General features: G+C 40.5%; 21 protein-coding genes and 1 riboswitch. Of the genes, 6 read left to right on the forward strand and 15 right to left on the reverse strand.

Translation table 11 applies throughout. The features are described from left to right. The first annotated feature begins 416 nt into the window (after positions 1–416). Both MHI58_RS14440 and MHI58_RS14445 read left to right on the forward strand, forming a co-directional pair. Positions 417–1,220, forward strand: coding sequence for a PAS domain-containing protein (locus MHI58_RS14440; protein ID WP_007501884.1), 804 nt, complete (start codon positions 417–419; stop codon positions 1,218–1,220). An 84-nt stretch (positions 1,221–1,304) separates the two neighbouring features. Then, on the forward strand, positions 1,305–2,003 hold the full coding sequence (locus tag MHI58_RS14445; protein WP_045034181.1) for a hypothetical protein: 699 nt from the start codon (positions 1,305–1,307) through the stop codon (positions 2,001–2,003). 60 nt (positions 2,004–2,063) lie between these two features. Here the strand turns inward: MHI58_RS14445 and MHI58_RS14450 are convergent, their stop codons facing one another. From MHI58_RS14450 to MHI58_RS14485, 8 genes are all read right to left on the reverse strand, one after another. After that, positions 2,064–3,374 carry an ABC transporter permease gene (locus MHI58_RS14450; protein ID WP_045034182.1) on the reverse strand — a complete coding sequence of 437 codons (1,311 nt, stop codon included), beginning with the start codon at positions 3,372–3,374 and terminating at the stop codon, positions 2,064–2,066. Continuing rightward, positions 3,364–4,062: an ABC transporter ATP-binding protein gene (locus MHI58_RS14455; RefSeq protein ID WP_007501890.1), complete on the reverse strand. Its 699-nt coding sequence runs from the start codon at positions 4,060–4,062 to the stop codon at positions 3,364–3,366. Before MHI58_RS14455 ends, MHI58_RS14450 begins: the two co-directional genes overlap by 11 nt. Before the next feature lie 21 nt (positions 4,063–4,083). Continuing rightward, complete coding sequence (locus MHI58_RS14460; RefSeq protein WP_045034183.1) at positions 4,084–5,079, reverse strand: ABC transporter ATP-binding protein; 996 nt, start codon at positions 5,077–5,079, stop codon at positions 4,084–4,086. Further along, on the reverse strand, positions 5,073–5,951 hold the full coding sequence (locus tag MHI58_RS14465; protein WP_045034184.1) for an ATP-binding cassette domain-containing protein: 879 nt from the start codon (positions 5,949–5,951) through the stop codon (positions 5,073–5,075). Before MHI58_RS14465 ends, MHI58_RS14460 begins: the two co-directional genes overlap by 7 nt. After that, positions 5,944–6,336 (reverse strand): GntR family transcriptional regulator, encoded by a 393-nt coding sequence (locus MHI58_RS14470; protein WP_024719312.1) that lies wholly within the window; start codon positions 6,334–6,336, stop codon positions 5,944–5,946. The genes MHI58_RS14465 and MHI58_RS14470 overlap by 8 nt, the downstream gene beginning before the upstream one ends. 17 nt (positions 6,337–6,353) lie before the next feature. Beyond that, complete coding sequence (locus MHI58_RS14475) at positions 6,354–6,533, reverse strand: hypothetical protein (RefSeq protein WP_008342991.1); 180 nt, start codon at positions 6,531–6,533, stop codon at positions 6,354–6,356. Positions 6,534–6,798: 265 nt separating this feature from the next. Next, positions 6,799–7,131, reverse strand: coding sequence for a hypothetical protein (locus tag MHI58_RS14480; protein WP_041507628.1), 333 nt, complete (start codon positions 7,129–7,131; stop codon positions 6,799–6,801). Positions 7,132–7,281: 150 nt separating this feature from the next. Beyond that, positions 7,282–7,557, reverse strand: coding sequence for a YtzC family protein (locus MHI58_RS14485; protein ID WP_017367895.1), 276 nt, complete (start codon positions 7,555–7,557; stop codon positions 7,282–7,284). Between the two features lie 152 nt (positions 7,558–7,709). Between MHI58_RS14485 and MHI58_RS14490 the strand changes: the two genes are divergently transcribed. Continuing rightward, complete coding sequence (locus MHI58_RS14490; protein ID WP_017358356.1) at positions 7,710–8,675, forward strand: TIGR01212 family radical SAM protein; 966 nt, start codon at positions 7,710–7,712, stop codon at positions 8,673–8,675. Then, positions 8,672–9,250, forward strand: coding sequence for a class I SAM-dependent methyltransferase (locus MHI58_RS14495; protein WP_017367896.1), 579 nt, complete (start codon positions 8,672–8,674; stop codon positions 9,248–9,250). The genes MHI58_RS14490 and MHI58_RS14495 overlap by 4 nt, the downstream gene beginning before the upstream one ends. Before the next feature lie 19 nt (positions 9,251–9,269). Here the strand turns inward: MHI58_RS14495 and MHI58_RS14500 are convergent, their stop codons facing one another. The 3 genes from MHI58_RS14500 to MHI58_RS14510 form a co-directional block, all read right to left on the reverse strand. Then, positions 9,270–10,046 carry a sporulation protein gene (locus MHI58_RS14500; protein WP_041507626.1) on the reverse strand — a complete coding sequence of 259 codons (777 nt, stop codon included), beginning with the start codon at positions 10,044–10,046 and terminating at the stop codon, positions 9,270–9,272. Between the two features lie 231 nt (positions 10,047–10,277). Then, on the reverse strand, positions 10,278–11,357 hold the full coding sequence (locus MHI58_RS14505) for a tetraprenyl-beta-curcumene synthase family protein (protein WP_041507625.1): 1,080 nt from the start codon (positions 11,355–11,357) through the stop codon (positions 10,278–10,280). A gap of 29 nt (positions 11,358–11,386) precedes the next feature. Then, positions 11,387–12,166 carry an alpha/beta hydrolase gene (locus tag MHI58_RS14510; protein ID WP_019743683.1) on the reverse strand — a complete coding sequence of 260 codons (780 nt, stop codon included), beginning with the start codon at positions 12,164–12,166 and terminating at the stop codon, positions 11,387–11,389. 45 nt (positions 12,167–12,211) lie between these two features. Between MHI58_RS14510 and MHI58_RS14515 the strand changes: the two genes are divergently transcribed. Continuing rightward, entirely contained in the window at positions 12,212–12,727 is a 516-nt protein-coding gene (locus tag MHI58_RS14515) for a gamma carbonic anhydrase family protein (protein WP_008342977.1), read from the forward strand. Positions 12,728–12,868: 141 nt separating this feature from the next. On the opposite strand, the gene asnB is transcribed toward MHI58_RS14515, so the two are convergent. Both asnB and metK read right to left on the reverse strand, forming a co-directional pair. Further along, positions 12,869–14,767, reverse strand: coding sequence for an asparagine synthase (glutamine-hydrolyzing) (asnB, locus tag MHI58_RS14520; protein ID WP_008342976.1), 1,899 nt, complete (start codon positions 14,765–14,767; stop codon positions 12,869–12,871). Positions 14,768–14,915: 148 nt separating this feature from the next. Further along, the gene (gene metK / locus MHI58_RS14525; protein WP_008342973.1) at positions 14,916–16,118 is read right to left on the reverse strand and encodes a methionine adenosyltransferase; all 1,203 of its coding nucleotides are present in this window, start codon (positions 16,116–16,118) and stop codon (positions 14,916–14,918) included. A gap of 195 nt (positions 16,119–16,313) precedes the next feature. Next, positions 16,314–16,448: riboswitch (SAM riboswitch) on the reverse strand. A 226-nt stretch (positions 16,449–16,674) separates the two neighbouring features. Here metK and pckA point away from each other — a divergent pair. After that, complete coding sequence (pckA, locus tag MHI58_RS14530) at positions 16,675–18,261, forward strand: phosphoenolpyruvate carboxykinase (ATP) (protein WP_007501908.1); 1,587 nt, start codon at positions 16,675–16,677, stop codon at positions 18,259–18,261. 39 nt (positions 18,262–18,300) lie between these two features. Here the strand turns inward: pckA and MHI58_RS14535 are convergent, their stop codons facing one another. After that, the gene (locus MHI58_RS14535) at positions 18,301–18,543 is read right to left on the reverse strand and encodes a DUF2584 domain-containing protein (RefSeq protein WP_003217584.1); all 243 of its coding nucleotides are present in this window, start codon (positions 18,541–18,543) and stop codon (positions 18,301–18,303) included. Positions 18,544–18,582: 39 nt separating this feature from the next. Next, entirely contained in the window at positions 18,583–19,377 is a 795-nt protein-coding gene (locus MHI58_RS14540; protein ID WP_017367901.1) for a S9 family peptidase, read from the reverse strand. Between the last annotated feature and the right edge of the window lie 12 nt (positions 19,378–19,389).

The raw sequence follows: 19,389 nt of genomic DNA on the forward strand, positions 1-19,389 counted from the left end.
AAGCCCTTAGAATAGTAAAGCGACTTCAGGCTGTCCAGCCCCCTGTAATGCCATTCTGCTGTTCCGTCATAATCCATGTAAAAGGTCTATTCTCTCTAACGAAGAAAAAAAGCTTGTTTCTTCCATTATATGTGAATGACCCAAAAACAATCTTGATGCATTGGAATCATTTTCACCTAATCCATATTAACTATTTTTGTCATTTTATGAATTATCCTCAAATGATCCCTTCTTTTTCTAATGAAAAGTCTCCTTACTTACTCTATTCTAATGGAGGACAAACTATGATGACAAATTTAACAAAGCGATTGCAATCATTGAAACAGAACATATGTTATGTTACGTTTAAAAAGAATTCATTTGGTTTTAAAAAAAACCATCTTAAATGTCTGATAGCAGCAACAAAGGAGGGTAATATGGTCAGCTCGAACATCTTCGGCTTGCAAAAACAGCTTGAACTCATAAAAAAAGCGCTGGATCATGCGCGGATTGGTGTTGTCATTACAGACCCTTCTTTAGAGGATAACCCTATCGTTTATGTGAATCATGGCTTTACACAAATGACTGGATACAAACCAGATGAGATTCTTGGACGTAATTGTCGATTCCTCCAAGGAAAAGACACAAATCAAGAGCAACTTGCCTTAATACGTCACGGAATTCAAAACAAAACACCTATTACCACACAGCTCAAAAATTATAAAAAAGACGGTACTTTTTTTTGGAATGAACTCAATATAGATCCTCTATACATTGAACAAGATGACAAAACATTTTTCATTGGCTTTCAAAAGGATATTACAAAGCAGAAAGAATATGAACAACTCCTAGAAGATTCCTTACAGGAAGTCACCTCTCTGTCGACGCCAATTGTCCCAATCAAAAATGGTGTTTCCGCTCTTCCACTCATCGGAAAATTATCAGAAGAACGCTTTGATGCCATCGTCGCGAAGTTAACTTGTATATTAGAAGATTCAAAGGATGATTATTTAATTGTCGATCTTTCTGGTTTAATTGATGTCGATGATTCCGTTGCAGCGCGAATTTTCAAACTGCATCACCTGCTGAACTTAACTGGAACTGAACTCATCATCACTGGGATCAAACCACAGCTTGCGATGAAAATGAAAGACTTAGATACAGACTTCCAGAATACGATCACTTATTTAACGGTAAAAGAAGCAATCAAAGGATTGCCATTAGCTGAAAACCCTGTTTAAACAGGGTTTTTTTAATTGAACCGCTCCTCGAAATGGAAAAATGAGGTATGATAGGTATAAATAGCGATATAGGGGGGCTGCCAAATGATGATGTTACTCATCATAGGTCTTTTATGTATTTGTTTCGCCATAGGATATGCCGTCAATTTCTTATTACTTAAACACCAAAATCAACAAATCTTTTCAAAAAAACTCTTCTATCCTTTTTTGACCATTGGTCTTGTTTTTTCTATTATGTCATTACCGTTTGCCGGCACAGGTGCTCCGAAAGCACAAGCAGATCCATCTTCTGAACAGCTGCTGAAAGAGCAAAAACAATTAGCATCTGACATCTCTCGTCTGAAGGAAGACAAAGAAACGCTGACGGCCTCTTTAGAAGACGTGACCAAAGAAAAAGAAAAGCTATCCAAGAAATTAGAAAACATCACCTCCGAAAAGAAGACAGTCAAACAGCAAGAAAAAACCATCCATGAGCTTGAAGAGAAAATAGACAAGCTCACCTCTACAAACGAAACACTCAAAAAAGAACACCAGAAAGTAAACAAAGACACCACGTCATCGGCCCAGCGATCTGCTCCTAAAGATGATGGGTCGAATACTGGCGGTCATGAGTCACAAAAAGAAACAAAAAAAGAATCTGCCGCCTGTAATATTAAAGGAAGTGTCAACGGCATATATCACACACCGAGCAGCAGATACTACTCACGGACAAAAAACGTGACCAAAATGTTCTGCTCCGTAGAAGAAGCTGAGCGTGCAGGGTACCGGGCACCAAAGCAATAGACATCTTTTGACGATAAAAAAACCTCCTGTCAGCCCAATATAGGTACAGGAGGTTCTTCTTTAAATTTCTCTTCTTAATGCTGTTAATACATTCGTTTTTGTCGCCTTACGTGCTGGATTGAGTCCAGAAATAATGGCGACTCCTGCACTAATCACTGTTGCTGTGACCACAAGGCTTAGCGGAATATAGGAGAAGGTGATCGAGAATTGATCACTGGATCCCCCTTCAGACATGGAAGACAAAATCGCTGGAATGATTAAATTCACTGCAAAACTAACGATGTACGAGATGATGATCCCGATGATCGATCCAATCACCCCAATATAAGCACTTTCCATGAGGAACATTCGCTTAATAATGGAAGGATTCGCACCGATGGCTTTCATGATCCCAATCTCTTGTGTCCGCTCTGTTACAGCCATTGTCATCGTATTGAAAATGCCGATCGCCGAAATAATCACCGCAATACATCCAACAAAGATGAGTCCAATTTTAAAGACTGTAAAGAACATATCCATTCCTTCAAGCTGATTCGTCACAGAGATGACTTGATAGCCGTCATCTGTCAGCTTATCCGTGAGCGCACCGACATTGTCGAACTTATCAGCATAGACAGACGTCATTTTTTCGACATTTCCTGCATCAGGAGACAGATCGAGCACTTGACTAAATTCTTTTTCATAAGCATTCGGAATAAGAATTTTATGATCCTGCTGCCACTCCAAATTCGGTTTCTTCAATACACCGACGACACGGAAATCGAACGTCTTTTCTTTCACCACTTCATTTTTTTCATTAAATTTTGGTACCTTGATTTGAATGACTTTGTTTAAAATTTCCTTCGTATAGCCTTTTGGCTCTTCCGGTGTCTCTTCACCATTTGATATCTGATTCATTTCTTTTTCATAGTCTTTTCGTTCTTTTTCCGTCCAAAGTTGTTCTGCCATATGATACCCAACTACAATTTCATTCGCCGATGTTGGGACTTTTCCACGGTCTAGTTCAAGGCCTGCCTCTTTTTCTTCTTTCATATCTGTCAGTACAGCCTGCGTATCACCTGAGCGATTATCGAGCTCGACGTGAACCGATGGAATGATTGACGTTCTTGCAACGACAGATTTCGCATGATCATATTTCTTTAAATCGTCGACCTTGACGTCACCTTTTTCTTTGCCTAACACTTTAATTTCTGTGATAATTTGTTGTTTCATGATTTCATCTTGAGCGGATTTTTGCAGACCAAAACCAACCGACGCTAGAACGATTAAGAAAGAGCATGCCATTGTCGTTGCAAGTATGGTCATAAACACACGCAATCGATTTTTCTTCATATTTCTTCTGATGAATTTGACCTGATCTCTAAATTTCAATGGACTGATCCCCTTTCTTTAATACACCATCATGAAGCTGGAACGTTGTGTCTGCGATTGAAGCGACTTCATCGTCATGTGTAATGATGACAAATGTAATTCCTTTTTCACGATTGAGCTGCTGGATAAAGGCTAGAATTTCTCCTTCAGTTTCTGAATCCAGACTGCCTGTTGGTTCATCTGCTAAAATAATAGACGGATTAAGGATCAAGGCTCTTGCAATACTCACACGCTGCTGCTGTCCACCTGATAGTTCATTAGGATAATGTCCTGCGTGATGTTCAAGACCAACTCGTTTCAGCATTTCCTTTACTTTCACTTTTCGCTCAGACGGCTTCACACCTTTTAAAGTGAGCGGAAGTTCAACGTTCTCATATGTTGTTAAACTCCCGATCAATTGAAAGCTTTGAAAGATAAAGCCAAAATGATCTAACCGAAAGTCTGCCCATTCTTTCTCATTAAAACCGGTCACATTGGTGCCATCAACCATAATTTGTCCGCTTGTTGGCGTAATATATCCCGAAATTAAATTCAGTAAAGTGGATTTCCCCGAACCGCTTCGTCCGACGATACATGCAATTTCGCCTCTTTTAATAGACAAGTCAATGTCTTTGAGCACAGGAATCTCGTTCTCCCTGCCCTTTTTCCCAATTTTAAACACATGATCTAACGATTGAATTTGAATCATCTCTACTCCCCTGCTCTCTGTTTATCTTTTTCGATAGATTAAGAAATAACTCGTCAGTGCGCCTACAGCTCCACCGATGCACATGCCAGCAATATAACCAAAAATGGAGTTGTCTGAAGAAAATCCAACCCAGCCAAATCCTAGAACACCGAAGGCAATGACCAATATCTGAATGGGCCTATCCATTTTGGGGTAAACAAAGAATCGTCCATTTCGTTCAACTGGATGTTTAATAAAACTGAATAAACCAATGAGATAAAATACGATTAGCATCACAATGGGCACGATAAATTCTACACCTGTAAACCAAATTGGATTTTCAACTAAATTACGAAATTGAAAACGGTCTGTTATATAAGTAATTGGAGCAATGGGCATAATAAAGTAGTCATAACTGACATCAACCCAACTTCTATCCGTTTTTAATAAATAGTCTAAATGAAACATCGGAAGCCAAATTAATAAATAAGGTAAAATTGATGTACTGAATGTAACAATGGCTTGACTAATTGCGCTTCCTGTTAAAGCACCTGCTGCAAGACACAAACTATAAAACATTAAGGTGGACACAAGTGCAATCAAATAACCACTGTTAAACGCAATCGTCTCTTGTGGTTGAATGCATAAAATGAGTATATAAGTAAAGACATATGACAATACATGAACGAGCGTGATAATTCCGGCACCTAGGAAAAACTTTGTGTGATAAATGGTCGTTCTGCTAAACGGCAAAGATAAAGTAAAATCAATTTGCCCTTTATTTCTTTCAAAACCCAACTGGGTAATTGCAAAAATTAAACTCATCGTCCATGAAAGGATGATAAAAATATCAGAACCGAAATCATAATAAAAGTAATTATCGAGTGGAGTACAAGTCGGATCGTTTAAACAAGTTTGAAAGGATGAGTATTCCATTAAAAAGGATAATGGCGTCGCAAAGATCGCAACAAGCATCACTAAAATGAATGTCAGCTCAGACTGCTTCCATTCCTTATATAACAATTGCCGCTTTACCATCTGCGTTTCCCTCCAAACTTCGCAATGAATACTTCTTCTAAATTTACAGGCAGTTCATGCCAGACTTTTGGTTCAAGCGATTTCAAATACTCTTTTGCTTCTTCATCTGTTTTGAGTACAAGTGCTGTATAGAACACACCCGCTTGATCTAAGATGGCAACGCCTTTTTTTCTAATACTTAAGTTCATATCCTCTTCAAATGCCATCTGGATTTTGACGTAGTCATTCTTTAATTCGTCTAAATCCATAACACTTGTGAGCTGATTTCCTTCCAAAAACCCGATTCGGTTACACATACGCTCAATATCCTCTAAACGGTGAGATGTAATTAAAATCGTTGTTTGTCGTTCTGCCACCTCGTCAATCATCAGCTGAAGAACGTCGTTTCTTGTGACTGCATCAATCCCGTCTGTCGGCTCATCTAACAAAATGACTGCTGGTTTGATGGCAAAACTTAAAATGAGGGACAGCTGCTTCTTTAAACCTGTCGACAATTCACGGTATTTCACTTTTTCCGGAATCTCATACCGGTTCACAAGCTCATTGGCATATGTCACGTCAAACTTTGGATACAGTTGTTTTAACAGCTTCACAAGCTGTCCATAATTGTACCGGTCAAAGTAGGGATTTACGACTGGCATATACACAATATTTTGCTTCACTAACGGGTGGTCTTTTACGAGTACATCTCTAAAATAAATCTCTCCTTCATCTGGAAGAAGGATTTGCTGAATCAAGCGAAGCAGTGTTGTTTTACCAGAGCCATTCCGGCCAAGCAGACCAAAGATCTCTCCTTCGCCTATCTTGAAGGAAACGTTGCTGAGTACTTCACGTCCATTTAATTTCTTTGATACATTTCTGACCTCAATCAACTTGTTTTCCTCCTTTTAGACTTGAGCTGATCTCCTCCAGCCACTCTTTGAGTTGATGAATATCAATACCGGCATAATGAGCTTCAATAATGAGTTGCCTTAATTGCTCCTTCATCTCTAACACCTTCCCTTCATTCAGCTTTAACTGTGCACCTTCTGTCACATACGTTCCACGGCCTCTTAATGTTTCAATAATTCCTTCCCGTTCAAGCTCTTTATACGCTTTGCTGACGGTGTTTGGATTCGCAATAATAATGGTGGCAAGCTCTCTCACAGAGGGCAGTTTGTCACCTGGTTTCATCACGCCTTTTAAGCACAAAATTTTTAACTGCTCAATGATTTGTTCATATATTGGTGCAGCGCTTCTTGGATCTATTTGAATCATGATGGCTCCCTCTTTTCTCATTCATGCTTTTGCAGTCCTATCGCTTGATCATGTCCTTGCATTAAAGGGACCGAATTTGGAATAAAATCTTTTTGAACTTCAAAACCAATGAAAACGAGAACGAAAAAAAATGTACATGCTAACGCAACAGCCAGCACCATCCACTTTAAATTGATTGGTTTTTTTTCTTTTTTCATGGTTAAACACCTTTCTTCACGTTTAAGTGTCTATAGTGTATTAGTTGATGTAGTACACTTAATACAATATAGACACTTGATTGAAAAGTCAAGGGACTCTAGAAAAAAATAGGCAGACGAACCAGATAAAATGACGAAGCTACTTAAAAGCTTTCGGAAGCCAGGTTTGCTTCTGGTTTAGGGTGTTCAACACGTTAATAACTTTCATAATCGCCTGAAAAAGTGCATAATAAAAGACCCCGAATATTGAGGTCTCTACAATGTTTTAATTAGATACTATTACTTTGTTTTTGGACTTGCTTTTGAACAGAATTAGCACCCACCATACTAATAAAAATATATAGCCTATAACTGTAAAGATAGACCAAACTGCACCCTGTCGCAATTGACTAAATAAGTGTTCAAATTCATTCATTCCTTCTACTCTACCAATGCTATTTATCAGGCTAATAATCGGAATTGTAACAGTAAATACAATGGTTAGGATGGACAATCCCCTTTGTTTATTTTTCACAACACTGAATATTGCGGTTCCTAATGTTGCTAAGAAAAACAAGTAATATAATGCCCAAAACCAATCAGGAAGAGTCTCCCACATTTCTTCTACCCCCTTGAAGATATTTGCAATTTCTATATATAACATACTTTAACAGAACAAAAACCTATTACAAATATATATCCAAAAACAACAATCTTTGCGAAAACAGCCAAAAAATAAAAACAGACCCTTAAAAGAAGGATCTGCTCATCATTCGTTCTCGTATGAAATACCTAAAATCATTTGGTTTTGCAGACTTTGAATTTGTACACGCGTTCTGTCTAAACGTTCTCTTTGCTGATCATTGGCGACATCTTTTAACTTTTCTAATTCATTCACCGCATCCTCAAGCATGAGCTGCGCTTTTGAAAATTCTTCTACGTTATAATGTTCTTGGCGAGAGCTCAAATCAAACTGTTCGCTTGCAAACTCAAGAGTCTCAGTGCTTTTTTGGACAAATTCATCGATTGATTTTCTAGTTGCCATCTAGCCATCCCTCCATTTCATCATTGCTCTCGCCTATTTTGCCCACGTAAAGCTTTTTCACTAAAGAAAATGTTGGACAGATTCAATTGTCCTCTTTCGTGATTTTTGTTAAACTTTAAGGATGCCTATTATTATGCAAGGAGGTTACTGACTTGGATCAGCATAACCCTTTTTTATATTCAAACAGCGAAAAACGTTATCACACATGGAATTATCATTTGCGTGAGCACTTTGGTCATAAAGTATTTAAAGTCGCATTAGACGGCGGCTTTGATTGTCCAAACCGTGATGGTACTGTCGCACATGGAGGCTGCACATTTTGCAGCGCAGCAGGATCTGGTGATTTTGCAGGGAACCGGGCGGATGATCTCATCACTCAATTTAATGAAATCAAGGACCGGATGCATACAAAATGGAAAGATGGAAAATACATGGCGTATTTCCAAGCTTACACAAACACACATGCGCCGCTTCCTGTTTTAAAAGAAAAATACGAAACCGTCATGAATCTGGATGGAGTGGTTGGTTTATCGATTGCCACAAGACCTGATTGTCTGCCAGATGACGTCGTGGAATATTTAGCTGAGTTAAACGAACGGACATATCTATGGGTTGAACTTGGTCTACAAACTGTACATGAGCGGACAGCGATGCTCATCAACCGTGCCCATGATTATGAATGCTACGTAGAAGGTGTAGAAAAACTGCGAAAACATGGCATTCGAGTCTGTTCACATATCATCAACGGTCTTCCTCTTGAAAACCGAGATATGATGATGGAGACAGCAAAAGCTGTCGCTGATTTAGATGTGCAAGGAATTAAAATTCATCTACTTCACCTGTTAAAAGGAACACCGATGGTAAAGCAATATGAGAAAGGCAAACTAGAGTTTCTCAGCCAAGAGGAATATGTCCAGCTTGTCTGTGATCAGCTGGAGATCCTGCCCCCAGAAATGATTATTCATCGTATTACAGGCGATGGTCCCATTGAATTAATGGTAGGTCCAATGTGGAGTGTGAATAAATGGGAAGTGCTCAATGCCATTAATGCTGAGCTTGAAAGACGTAACAGTTACCAGGGCAAACGCTTCGTCAGATTGGAAGAAGCGGCAAAATGATTTTAAAACGGATGCTCCCTTTTAGTAAAGAACTGTTAGAACGTGCTTGTCAAAAAGGCGATATTGTCATTGATGCAACGATGGGGAATGGCCATGATACACGCTATTTAGCTGACCTTGTCGGGAGAGATGGACAAGTTTTCGCATTCGATGTACAGAAGGAAGCCATTGAGCAAACAAGCAAAAGACTCGGTGAGCACTATCCAAACGTTCACCTTATCCATGACGGACATGAACAACTTGCTGAACATCTGCCAGCGGATGCTTATGGCCACATATCTGGTGCAGTGTTCAATCTTGGATACTTACCAGGAGGCGATAAAACCGTCACAACTCAGGCCCATACAACCATTGAAGCGATCAAACAGCTCATGGATTGGCTTAAGCCTGGAGGTCTGATCGTTCTTGTGATTTACCACGGGCACCCCGAAGGAAAAAAAGAGAAGGACATCCTTCTTGATTATTGCAAAACCCTCCATCACGAAGAAGTACAGGTGATATCTTATCAATACATGAATATTCAAAACGATCCGCCCTTCGTGGTAGCCATCGAAAAAAAACTCAAATCCTCTTAATGGATTTGAGTTTTATTATTTAATAAGCGTATTGGTCAATGATTTCTTCAAGCACTACTTCTAGCTCTTCTGCATCTGCAAGCTCTGATCGAGTAAAGCGGACACGTACAAGCTGTTCTCCGTCATTATACATTTCTTCCAGCCAGCCACGCAGCCCTCTTGCTCTGCGGTCAACTTCAAAAATGAGATCTAGCCCCTCTTCATCAATGAAGAAAATCACCTCTAACTCATCAAGCATTTGACGATAATAATCGGAAGTCGGTATGAACTCAAACTCTTGAACAAAGGGAAGGCGGCGCCTGAAATAAGGTGCTTCTTCACAGTCTGCTTCATGAAGGTGAAAGCCTAAGTTTCCAACAGCTTCAAGCACACGTTTCACCCACGGGTGCGCGCTTACAAAAATACGGTCATGATCAGATTTATCAATACCACCTTGAATATCAAGGTCTGTCACAACAGCCACCTCTACTTTACCTACAGTCATTGGTGTATCAAGAGGAAGGTGAAACGAGAATGTAAACTGCTGAGCTTCCGCAGGCTGAATCGTGAATGATTCAGTCACTCGGACAGAATGGATGGTTGTGTGTTTTCGTTGCTCTTCATCATCTTTTACAATGGTGTACCATGTTTTCAACTTTAAATCAATATAGCGAATATCTTGAGGCACTTTTCCGCCCTTCACATGGACTGTTCCCTTTACTTCTTCTCCCGGTTCATACGCATCTTTCTCCAAAATTGTATCCACTTTTGCTGCACCGATTCCCACACTTGCTGCAAACTTTTTAAAAAATGACATATTCGACCTTCCCCTTTTTTAAGTTTTTCAACAAATATACGTCATAAGGAGTAGATACGATTCATTCGATCCATACTTTTCTCCTATTTTTCGTACACTAAGAATAATATCGGCAGCAAATAAGAGGATTGTAATCATAAAAGAACTGTACATGGCCCAAAGCGAAACAGTTCAAAACAAAAAAGCTTGTAGAAAACCATTTTCTACAAGCTGATGAGCTTACTTTATCCTTTATGAAGATTTCTTCCAAGGCATTTTCTGATAGGTTCGATAGGCTCTGCCATTGATATAGAAAAAGAACGATGTTTTCCCGCTTGATTTGATCAACCGCTTTGCCAGCTTGTTCATCTCTTTTTGGGCTGTCACTTTTTCATCAGACAAATAGACCGCAAGTAACCCTCTATTGATTAGTTTGTGAAAATTCTCGTGTGGAATGCCTTTCAGCTGTTCATCCGCTTTTTCAATAAAATGCTGTAGTCTATCCATCATCTCATGATGAGAGTTGTAGTACGAGCAAAAATTCAAATCGCCTTCCAACCTGTCCTCTTCTTGGTCGATTAAATAGTCCAGTAAGATGTGCAGACCTTGGATATAAGGGAAATAACTTTCGTAAATTTGCTTCGCCTGCTTCTCTGTAAAATCAGGCTGCAGTGCATAAGCCACAAGACAGAAAATACCCAGCGTTGATCCTGCACATGCGGAAAACTCATACCACTCCATCTTTGGTAAATCCTTTTCATACTGGCGGAACCATGACTCTAATCGAGGTTCACGCTCATGAGGAACCACATGCTTATGTACTTGTAAATCACTATAATAATCACACAGCGTATGTAAATAGGGCTGAATGATCGGATAATGCGCTAGACGTGACAGCACATCTTGGCACGTCCTGACTAGCGCATGCAGGTACCCATGATCCTCTTGATCATCACGGAATTGATAATACGGCTTAAGCTCCGCATGAATATCGAGTGCATCTCTCATTGCCTGATGCAGCATATGAAAATCCTTTGGATCAAGTGATGTACTGCGATCACACAAGTTATCTAAGTAATCGCTAATCGTTTGGTACGCCACAATGAATTCAATACACGTTTCCTTCGCTTCACCTGCAAGCAGAGATAAAATTCCCCCGCCTTCACAGTGAAAGGTTTTACTGGATATACTCGCTAGTGCCTGCGTTCTCAGTTCTTCATTTTCAATCATTTCTGCATGAGCCCGCCACTTTTTTAGCTCCTGATGAACTAGCGGAAAAATATCTTTATACACCTTCGTCATCAGTGCAAAAGGACGTTCTGGTACTGACAAATCAATCCACCCCCAACTTAAGCTCACAATCAAATATATTGATCAGTAAAGGCTCTTGCCGCCTTAAACACATCTTCTCGCTCGGGCTCATTAAAAATTTCATGATAAAGCCCTTCCCATTCACGGTATGATTTATTGGTTGATTCAATGCCATTGAACCATTTCATCACTCTTGTTTTATCTACAATCTTGTCATCGCCTGCCTGCATGAGCAGGAGTGGAATCGACCGAAAAACATTCGTAGGCTGCATCGCCGCATCGATATTTTTCACCAGTTCTCGATACCAGCGAACCGACACCTTCGTCACATAAAGCGAATCATTGGAATCTGCCTCTATCACATCTTGATTCCGTGTGGCAAGTTCGATCGACAGCCCGGATTCGACTTTAAAAGACGGCGCCAGCACATTTAGCCCTTTTGACGCAAAATCCATCAGCTTCTTCGGTTTAAATTGCAGACCTAAACAAGGTGATGATAAAATAAGGCCATCAATCTTCGTATGGGTATACTGCTTGAACCATTCAATCGAAATCAGTCCCCCCATACTATGTCCAAGTAAAAATGTCGGAAGTCTGAACGACTTCGCATGTTCAATCCATTCATCGACTGTATCAATGTATTCTTGAAAAGAACGAATGTGGCCTCTCGCACGTGTCGATGTCCCTTGCCCAGGCAGGTCACCCATGACGACGTGATAGCCTGCATTTCGCCACATTTCGATCAGCCATTTATATCGGCCATGATATTCACTAGCACCATGTACAATGACAATTGTACCAACCGGTCTTTCAGCATGCCAAGTCCACAAAGTAAACACCTCACAAATGTTGTATTAAGAAAGGAAGTCGAAAAAGTGATTTATCCATATCATCAGTTTACACCTGAGATTCATGAATCGGTCTTTGTTGCAGAAAACGCCACCATTACAGGTGATGTCACAATTGGAGAATATTCAAGCGTTTGGTTCCAAACGGTCATTAGAGGCGATGTAGCTCCTGTCAGAATTGGAAAAAACGTCAACATTCAAGACTTATCCTGTCTGCATCAAAGTCCTGGAAAAACACTTCTTATTGAAGATGGTGCTACCATTGGACACCAAGTCACATTACATAGTTCTATCATTCGAAAAAATGCCCTCATTGGCATGGGATCCATCATTCTCGATGGTGCGGAAATTGGCGAAGGAGCCTTTATTGGTGCAGGTAGCCTTGTCCCGCAAGGAAAAGTCATCCCAAAAGGCTCACTCGCTTTTGGTCGTCCAGCCAAAGTCGTTCGCCAGTTAACAGATGAAGATATCCAAGACATGGATCGTATCCGCAGAGAATATGTAGAAAAAGGACAATACTATCGTTCCCTTTTATCGCGTTAACATCATATATGTATCTTCACTTTATCATGTTTTTTTCAAGATATTAAGCAATAACTATGTACCGCTTGTTATTTTACCCTTTTCCACCACTTTCTATCATGACAAAAAAGGTTTTCAGCACAAAGCTGAAAACCTTTTTCATTAGCTAAAAATAACTTCTTTCGGCTGGTGATTCAACTGCTCTGGATCAATGCTGCGCTCTACATAGATGCTATGCCAGATCATAAAGATCAGGACAGTCCAAATCTTACGACTATGATCTGCTTTTCCAGCACAATGATCATTTAATAAATCAAGAACATATGCCTTGTTAATGTATTCATCTGTCTGACTGTTTTTAATGATATCTTTCGCCCAAGCGTTCATCTCATTTTTCAGCCAATGACGAATTGGCACAGGGAAACCTAGTTTTTTACGGTTTAACACATGGTCTGGTACAATGCCTTCTGCTGCTTTACGCAATAAATATTTCGTTGTACCGTCTTTCGTTTTCAGCTCTTCTGGAATTTTAGAAGCTGCTTCAAATACGACCTTATCAAGGAATGGAACACGAAGCTCAAGAGAATTCGCCATTGTCATCTTATCTGCTTTCAGCAGGATATCCCCGCGCATCCACGTATGGATATCAACATATTGCATTTTGTTAATATCACTGTAGCCTGCACTTTCTTCGAAGTATGTTTTCGTCACGTCACGATACGTGATGTTCGGATCATACTGCTTTAAGAGGTTTTTCTTCACTGGCTCTTCAAAGATTTTCGCATTGCCGATATAACGTTCCTCTAATGGCGTACAGCCGCGAACGATAAAGCTTTTCCCTTTCATTCCTTCTGGCATTAAACGAGCCAGACGAAGAAGAAGCTTTTTCAGCATGGATGGTACAGATTCAAAAGGCTTTAGAGATAGCGGCTCACGGTAAATATTATATCCACCGAACAGCTCGTCTGCTCCCTCACCTGAAAGAACAACTGTGACTTGTTTTTTCGCTTCTTTTGCCACGAAATACAATGGAATCGCCGCTGGATCAGCCAAAGGATCATCTAAATGCCAGACGATCTTCGGAAGCTCATTCATATATTCCTCAGGAGAAATCACAGCACTAAAGTTTTGCAATCCCAGCTTATCAGCTGTTTCTTTTGCTACATCTACCTCACTGAATCCATCCTGCTGGAAACCAACAGAGAATGTCTTCAGTTCAGGGTGAAATTCCTTTGCGACCGACACGATGAAAGAAGAATCGATCCCACCTGATAGGAATGAACCAACAGGCACATCACTTCTCATGTGGACTTTTACAGAATCATAGATAGCATCACGTACTTCTTCTACTAATTTCTGCTCTTGTGTTTGTTCAGGTTTGAATTGAACTTTCCAGTAAGTCTTAAATGCAATGTCTTGGCCTGGACGCAGTGTAAACTGATGACCTGGCTCAACTTTGTGCACTTTTTGATCAAGTGTATTTGGCTCAGGAACGAACTGAAAAGACATATACTGCTGCAAAGCAGTCTCATCAAATAAAATGTTCTCATTCACAGCCATTAAGCTTTTGCGTTCAGAAGCAAAGTACACTTGGTCATCCATTTGTGTAAAATAGAGCGGTTTAATGCCGAAAGGATCTCTTGCGCCATATAATAACTGCGCTTCTTTATCCCAAATCAAAAATGCAAACATCCCGCGAAGCTTCGATGCCGCTTCTTCTTTATAGTGGCGATATGTGGCAAGAAGGACTTCCGTATCAGAATCTGTGCTGAACGTATAGCCTTTTTTCACAAGCTCTTCTTTCAGCTCCACATAGTTATAAATTTCTCCGTTGAAAATAATCCAATATTTTTCATCTTCATAAGAAAGCGGCTGCTTTCCGTGTTCAACATCTATAATACTTAAACGTCTAAATCCAAATCCTACATGCTCATCATGAAAGTACCCCTCATCATCCGGACCTCGATGAACGATGAGACGATTCATTTGCTTAATTAACTCTTCCTGCTCAGTAGTTTCGGACAATGGACGGTGATTAAATACACCAACAAACCCACACATATTATTGCCTCCACGTTATGTTATTTCTTAAAAGTAGACCTATAATTAGACAGTATTTTGTCCAATTTTGTTTCACATTTTTACGCTTTTTGTAGAATTTTTTTTAATCAAAAGGAAAACCGCTTAAAATAAGCGGTTTTGTATGTTGTTATTCTCCTAATGCTTCCTTGCGAAGCGTGTCGGCTTTATCCGTTTTTTCCCATGGAAGATCCAAGTCATGACGGCCAAAGTGACCGTATGCAGCGGTTTGTTTATAGATCGGACGACGTAAGTCAAGCATTTTAATAATGCCAGCTGGACGAAGATCAAAGTTTGCACGTACCACTTCAATTAATTTCTCTTCAGAGGCTTTTCCTGTTCCAAATGTATCAATTGAAATGGAGACAGGCTGTGCAACACCAATTGCATAAGCAAGCTGCACTTCACATGAATCTGCAAGACCAGCTGCTACGATGTTTTTCGCTACATAGCGAGCCGCATATGCTGCCGAACGGTCAACCTTCGTTGCATCCTTACCAGAGAAAGCACCTCCACCGTGACGAGCATACCCGCCATAAGTATCAACGATGATTTTACGTCCAGTTAAACCAGCATCCCCTTGAGGTCCACCGATAACAAAGCGGCCTGTTGGGTTGATGAAGTATTTTGTTTCTTCATCGATCAGTTCACTTGGAACGACAGGGCGGATGACATGCTCTTTTAAGTCGCTTTGAATTTGTTCAAGCGTCACTTCTGGTGCATGCTGTGTAGAAATAACCACCGTATCAATACGAACTGGTTTGTTTTGTTCATCATATTCAACTGTTACTTGAGTTTTTCCGTCTGGACGAAGGTATGCAAGTGTTTCATTCTTGCGTACTTCTGTTAAACGGCGAGATAATTTATGTGCAAGAGAAATCGGCAGTGGCATAAGCTCTTCAGTTTCGTTGTTTGCAAAACCAAACATCAGACCTTGGTCACCTGCACCGATCGCATCAATTTCTTCTTCAGTCATTGTTCCTTCACGTGCTTCAAGCGCTTTGTCTACACCTTGCGCAATATCAGCAGACTGTTCATCAATTGATGTAAGAACCGCACATGTTTCCGCATCAAAACCATATTTCGCACGTGTGTAGCCAATTTCCTTAATCGTGTCACGCACCGTCTTTGGAATGTCGACATAAGTAGACGTTGTAATCTCACCGCTTACTAATACGAGACCGGTTGTTACAGAAGTTTCACAGGCAACACGTGCATTTGGATCTTTCTTTAAAATTTCATCCAAAATGCTGTCTGAAATTTGATCACAGATTTTATCTGGATGTCCTTCGGTCACTGATTCTGAAGTAAATAAACGACGATTTTGACTCATAATGGCTATTTCCTCCTGTACAAGACCACATCATCCCAAGATGAGGCCTCCAATATGATACGGAACTCGTTCCCTCTTATATTTCAACATGTTTATATTAGAGATGTTATTGGCAATTTGTTCATATGATATCCCAAAAATAAAAAAACCATTTCCTTCATTGCGAGGAAAGGGTCTGAGATCGCATGCCTTTCACTCTTATCGCTCAAGGTGTTCTTGTACCTTGCATCAGGTTAGCACCTTGGTTTCTCAGCATGTTCATGCCTTTTTCATAAGAAACCGGTTGCTGGGCTTCATCGGGCCTGTCCCTCCACCAACTCGGGATAAGAGTATCCGTTCAATAAGATATCTTATCTTAAACCCTTGCGTCATGTCAATGGTTCATAGGAATTATCTCCCCTTTTTTTCACCTCATCATTAGCATCACCAAAAAGCATATTTTCATAGCAGAAATGAAAAAACACACACAAAAATGTTTAAATAGTATAGACTATTATTATCAATGTGTTATACTAATCAAAACAAACAAATTCAACGGTAAAGGAAGGGTTTTTTTATGAACTCAGTGGATTTAAAAGAAGATTTGCAGTCATTGCTCTCATTAGAAAATACGCACCAAAATTTATCTGTTCCGAAACTTGTTGAAAAGATTTTGGCACGTAATGAAGGCGTTTTAACTTCAACTGGTGCTGTCCGCGCCACAACGGGTGCCTACACTGGACGTTCGCCTAAAGATAAATTCATCGTAAAAGAAGAAAACTCTGAACATAAAATTGATTGGGGTCAAGTGAATCAGCCGATCTCGAAAGAGGCATTTGATCGTTTATATACAAAGGTTGTGTCATACTTAAAAGAACGTGATGAACTATTTGTCTTTGATGGTTTTGCCGGTGCTGACGAAAAATACCGTATGCCAATTACAGTTGTAAATGAATTCGCTTGGCACAATCTCTTTGCAAAGCAGCTATTCATCAGACCTGATGGATCAACACCATCATCAAACGAAAAACCTTTCACCATCTTATCTGCACCTCACTTTAAAGCAGATCCTGAAACAGATGGCACAAACTCTGAAACGTTTATTATCGTTTCTTTTGAAAAACGGACGATTCTGATCGGTGGAACAGAATATGCAGGAGAGATGAAAAAATCCATTTTCTCTGTTATGAACTACCTGCTTCCTGAACAAGATATTTTATCAATGCACTGCTCTGCTAACGTCGGTCAAGAAGGCGATGTTGCTTTATTTTTCGGCCTTTCAGGTACTGGAAAAACGACGCTTTCTGCAAGTGCAAGCCGCAAGCTGATTGGAGACGATGAGCATGGCTGGTCTAACACAGGTGTCTTCAATATTGAAGGCGGATGCTATGCAAAATGCGTGAACTTAAGTGAAGAAAAAGAACCACAAATTTACAAAGCCATCAGCTTCGGATCAGTGCTTGAAAATGTAGTACTTGATGAAGAAACACGTGAAGCAGATTATGATGACACATTCTTTACTGAAAATACACGTGCGGCTTACCCAATCGAAATGATTGATAACATCGTGAAACCAAGTATTGCAGGTCACCCATCTGCCATCGTCTTTTTAACAGCTGATGCATTCGGCGTTTTACCTCCAATCAGCCGTTTAACGAAAGAACAAGCCATGTACCACTTCTTGAGCGGTTACACAAGTAAATTAGCGGGAACTGAGCGTGGTGTGACGTCACCAGAAACAACGTTCTCTACTTGCTTTGGTTCACCATTCTTGCCACTTCCTGCTCATGTCTATGCTGAAATGCTTGGTAAAAAAATCGATGAGCACGGCGCAAAAGTATTCCTTGTGAATACAGGCTGGACTGGCGGCGGCTACGGTACGGGCAAACGAATGAATCTTGCTCATACAAGAGCAATGGTGCAGGCAGCGATCGAAGGCGATCTTGACAACGCTGAAATGATCACTGACGACATCTTCGGATTACACATCCCGCTTCATATTCCAGGAGTGCCAGATGAAGTGCTTCAGCCTGCTAAAACATGGGACGATCAAGAGGCTTACAAAGAAAAAGCAAACTTCCTTGCAAATGAATTTAAAAAGAACTTCAAAAAATTCAGCCATGCAGCAAGTGATATTGAAGCAAAAGGCGGACCACTCGTCTAATCAAAAGGAAAAAGCTGAGGGAATGATCCCTCAGCTTTTTTAGTTCGTTGAATGTAATGACACAAGACGGTACGTCACCTTCGTGACATTGTCTGTGAGCTCCAGCTTTTCAACATGTGCTGTCCCTGTTTTTTCTCCGTCTTTCGTTTTACGCACCTCAAGCGGAATATTTAATGGATAAATGCGGTACCCTTCCTTCATGAGCTCAAACACATTTTCTTCAATTCTTGTCTCTTTTCCTTTTGTGACAATCATTGTATTAAATTCAACAGGCATTCCCATAATGAAAATCCCCCTACTTTCTATATTTCTTTCTACCGTTTATTTTACCACATTTCCGCCTTTTCGGCTGTGCATCCATGTCGTCAACCGTCTGACAATCTCCCGGTTATGCTGTGGCGGGAAATAATGATGATATCCGTGAAAATACCATGTTTCCACAGACTTGCCATGCTGACGCAGGGCATCTTCTAATAAATACGCATGCTCAATGGATACATTCTCATCCAGCTCCCCATGAATGATTAGGACAGGTGCTTCAATTTGGTGCACATGATTCAAAGGCGTTCTAGCCTCATATGCTTCTGGTACCTTATGCGGAGGACCTCCTATCACACGCTTCATCATTCTTCTCATATCCACACGTTCTTCATAGGTGAGCTTCATATCACTTACGCCTCCCCATGTCACAAAGGAAGCGGCCTCATGCTTCATTTCAACAGCGGTCCATATGCCCATAATTCCGCCGCGGGAAAAACCAAAGATATGAATGCGCTCCTGCTTCACCTTTTGATGATGTTTCAACAGCTGAAATGCAGCAAATGCATCTTTCCGATCTTCTCCGGCAAAATCCTCGTTCCCTTCGCCTCCTTGATTCCCTCGGTAGAAGGGCGCAAAGACGACAAACCCTTGCGCAGCAAATTGCACAATTCGGCCAGGTCTAACCATTCCCACATTTTTAATGCCGCCCCGTAAATATAAAAAACCGTCATAGAGACCTTCTCCGGCCGGTTCAGCGAGCAGCCCCTTCATCCGAAGTCCATCGGCCTCATATGTCACTGTATATAAGTGAATATGCGGATGTGGCGACGGGAACCTTCTCTTTTCCACAATCACTTGAATTCTCTC

Source organism: Bacillus sp. FSL K6-2869 (assembly GCF_040869405.1).
Classification (GTDB): domain Bacteria; phylum Bacillota; class Bacilli; order Bacillales; family Bacillaceae; genus Bacillus; species Bacillus altitudinis.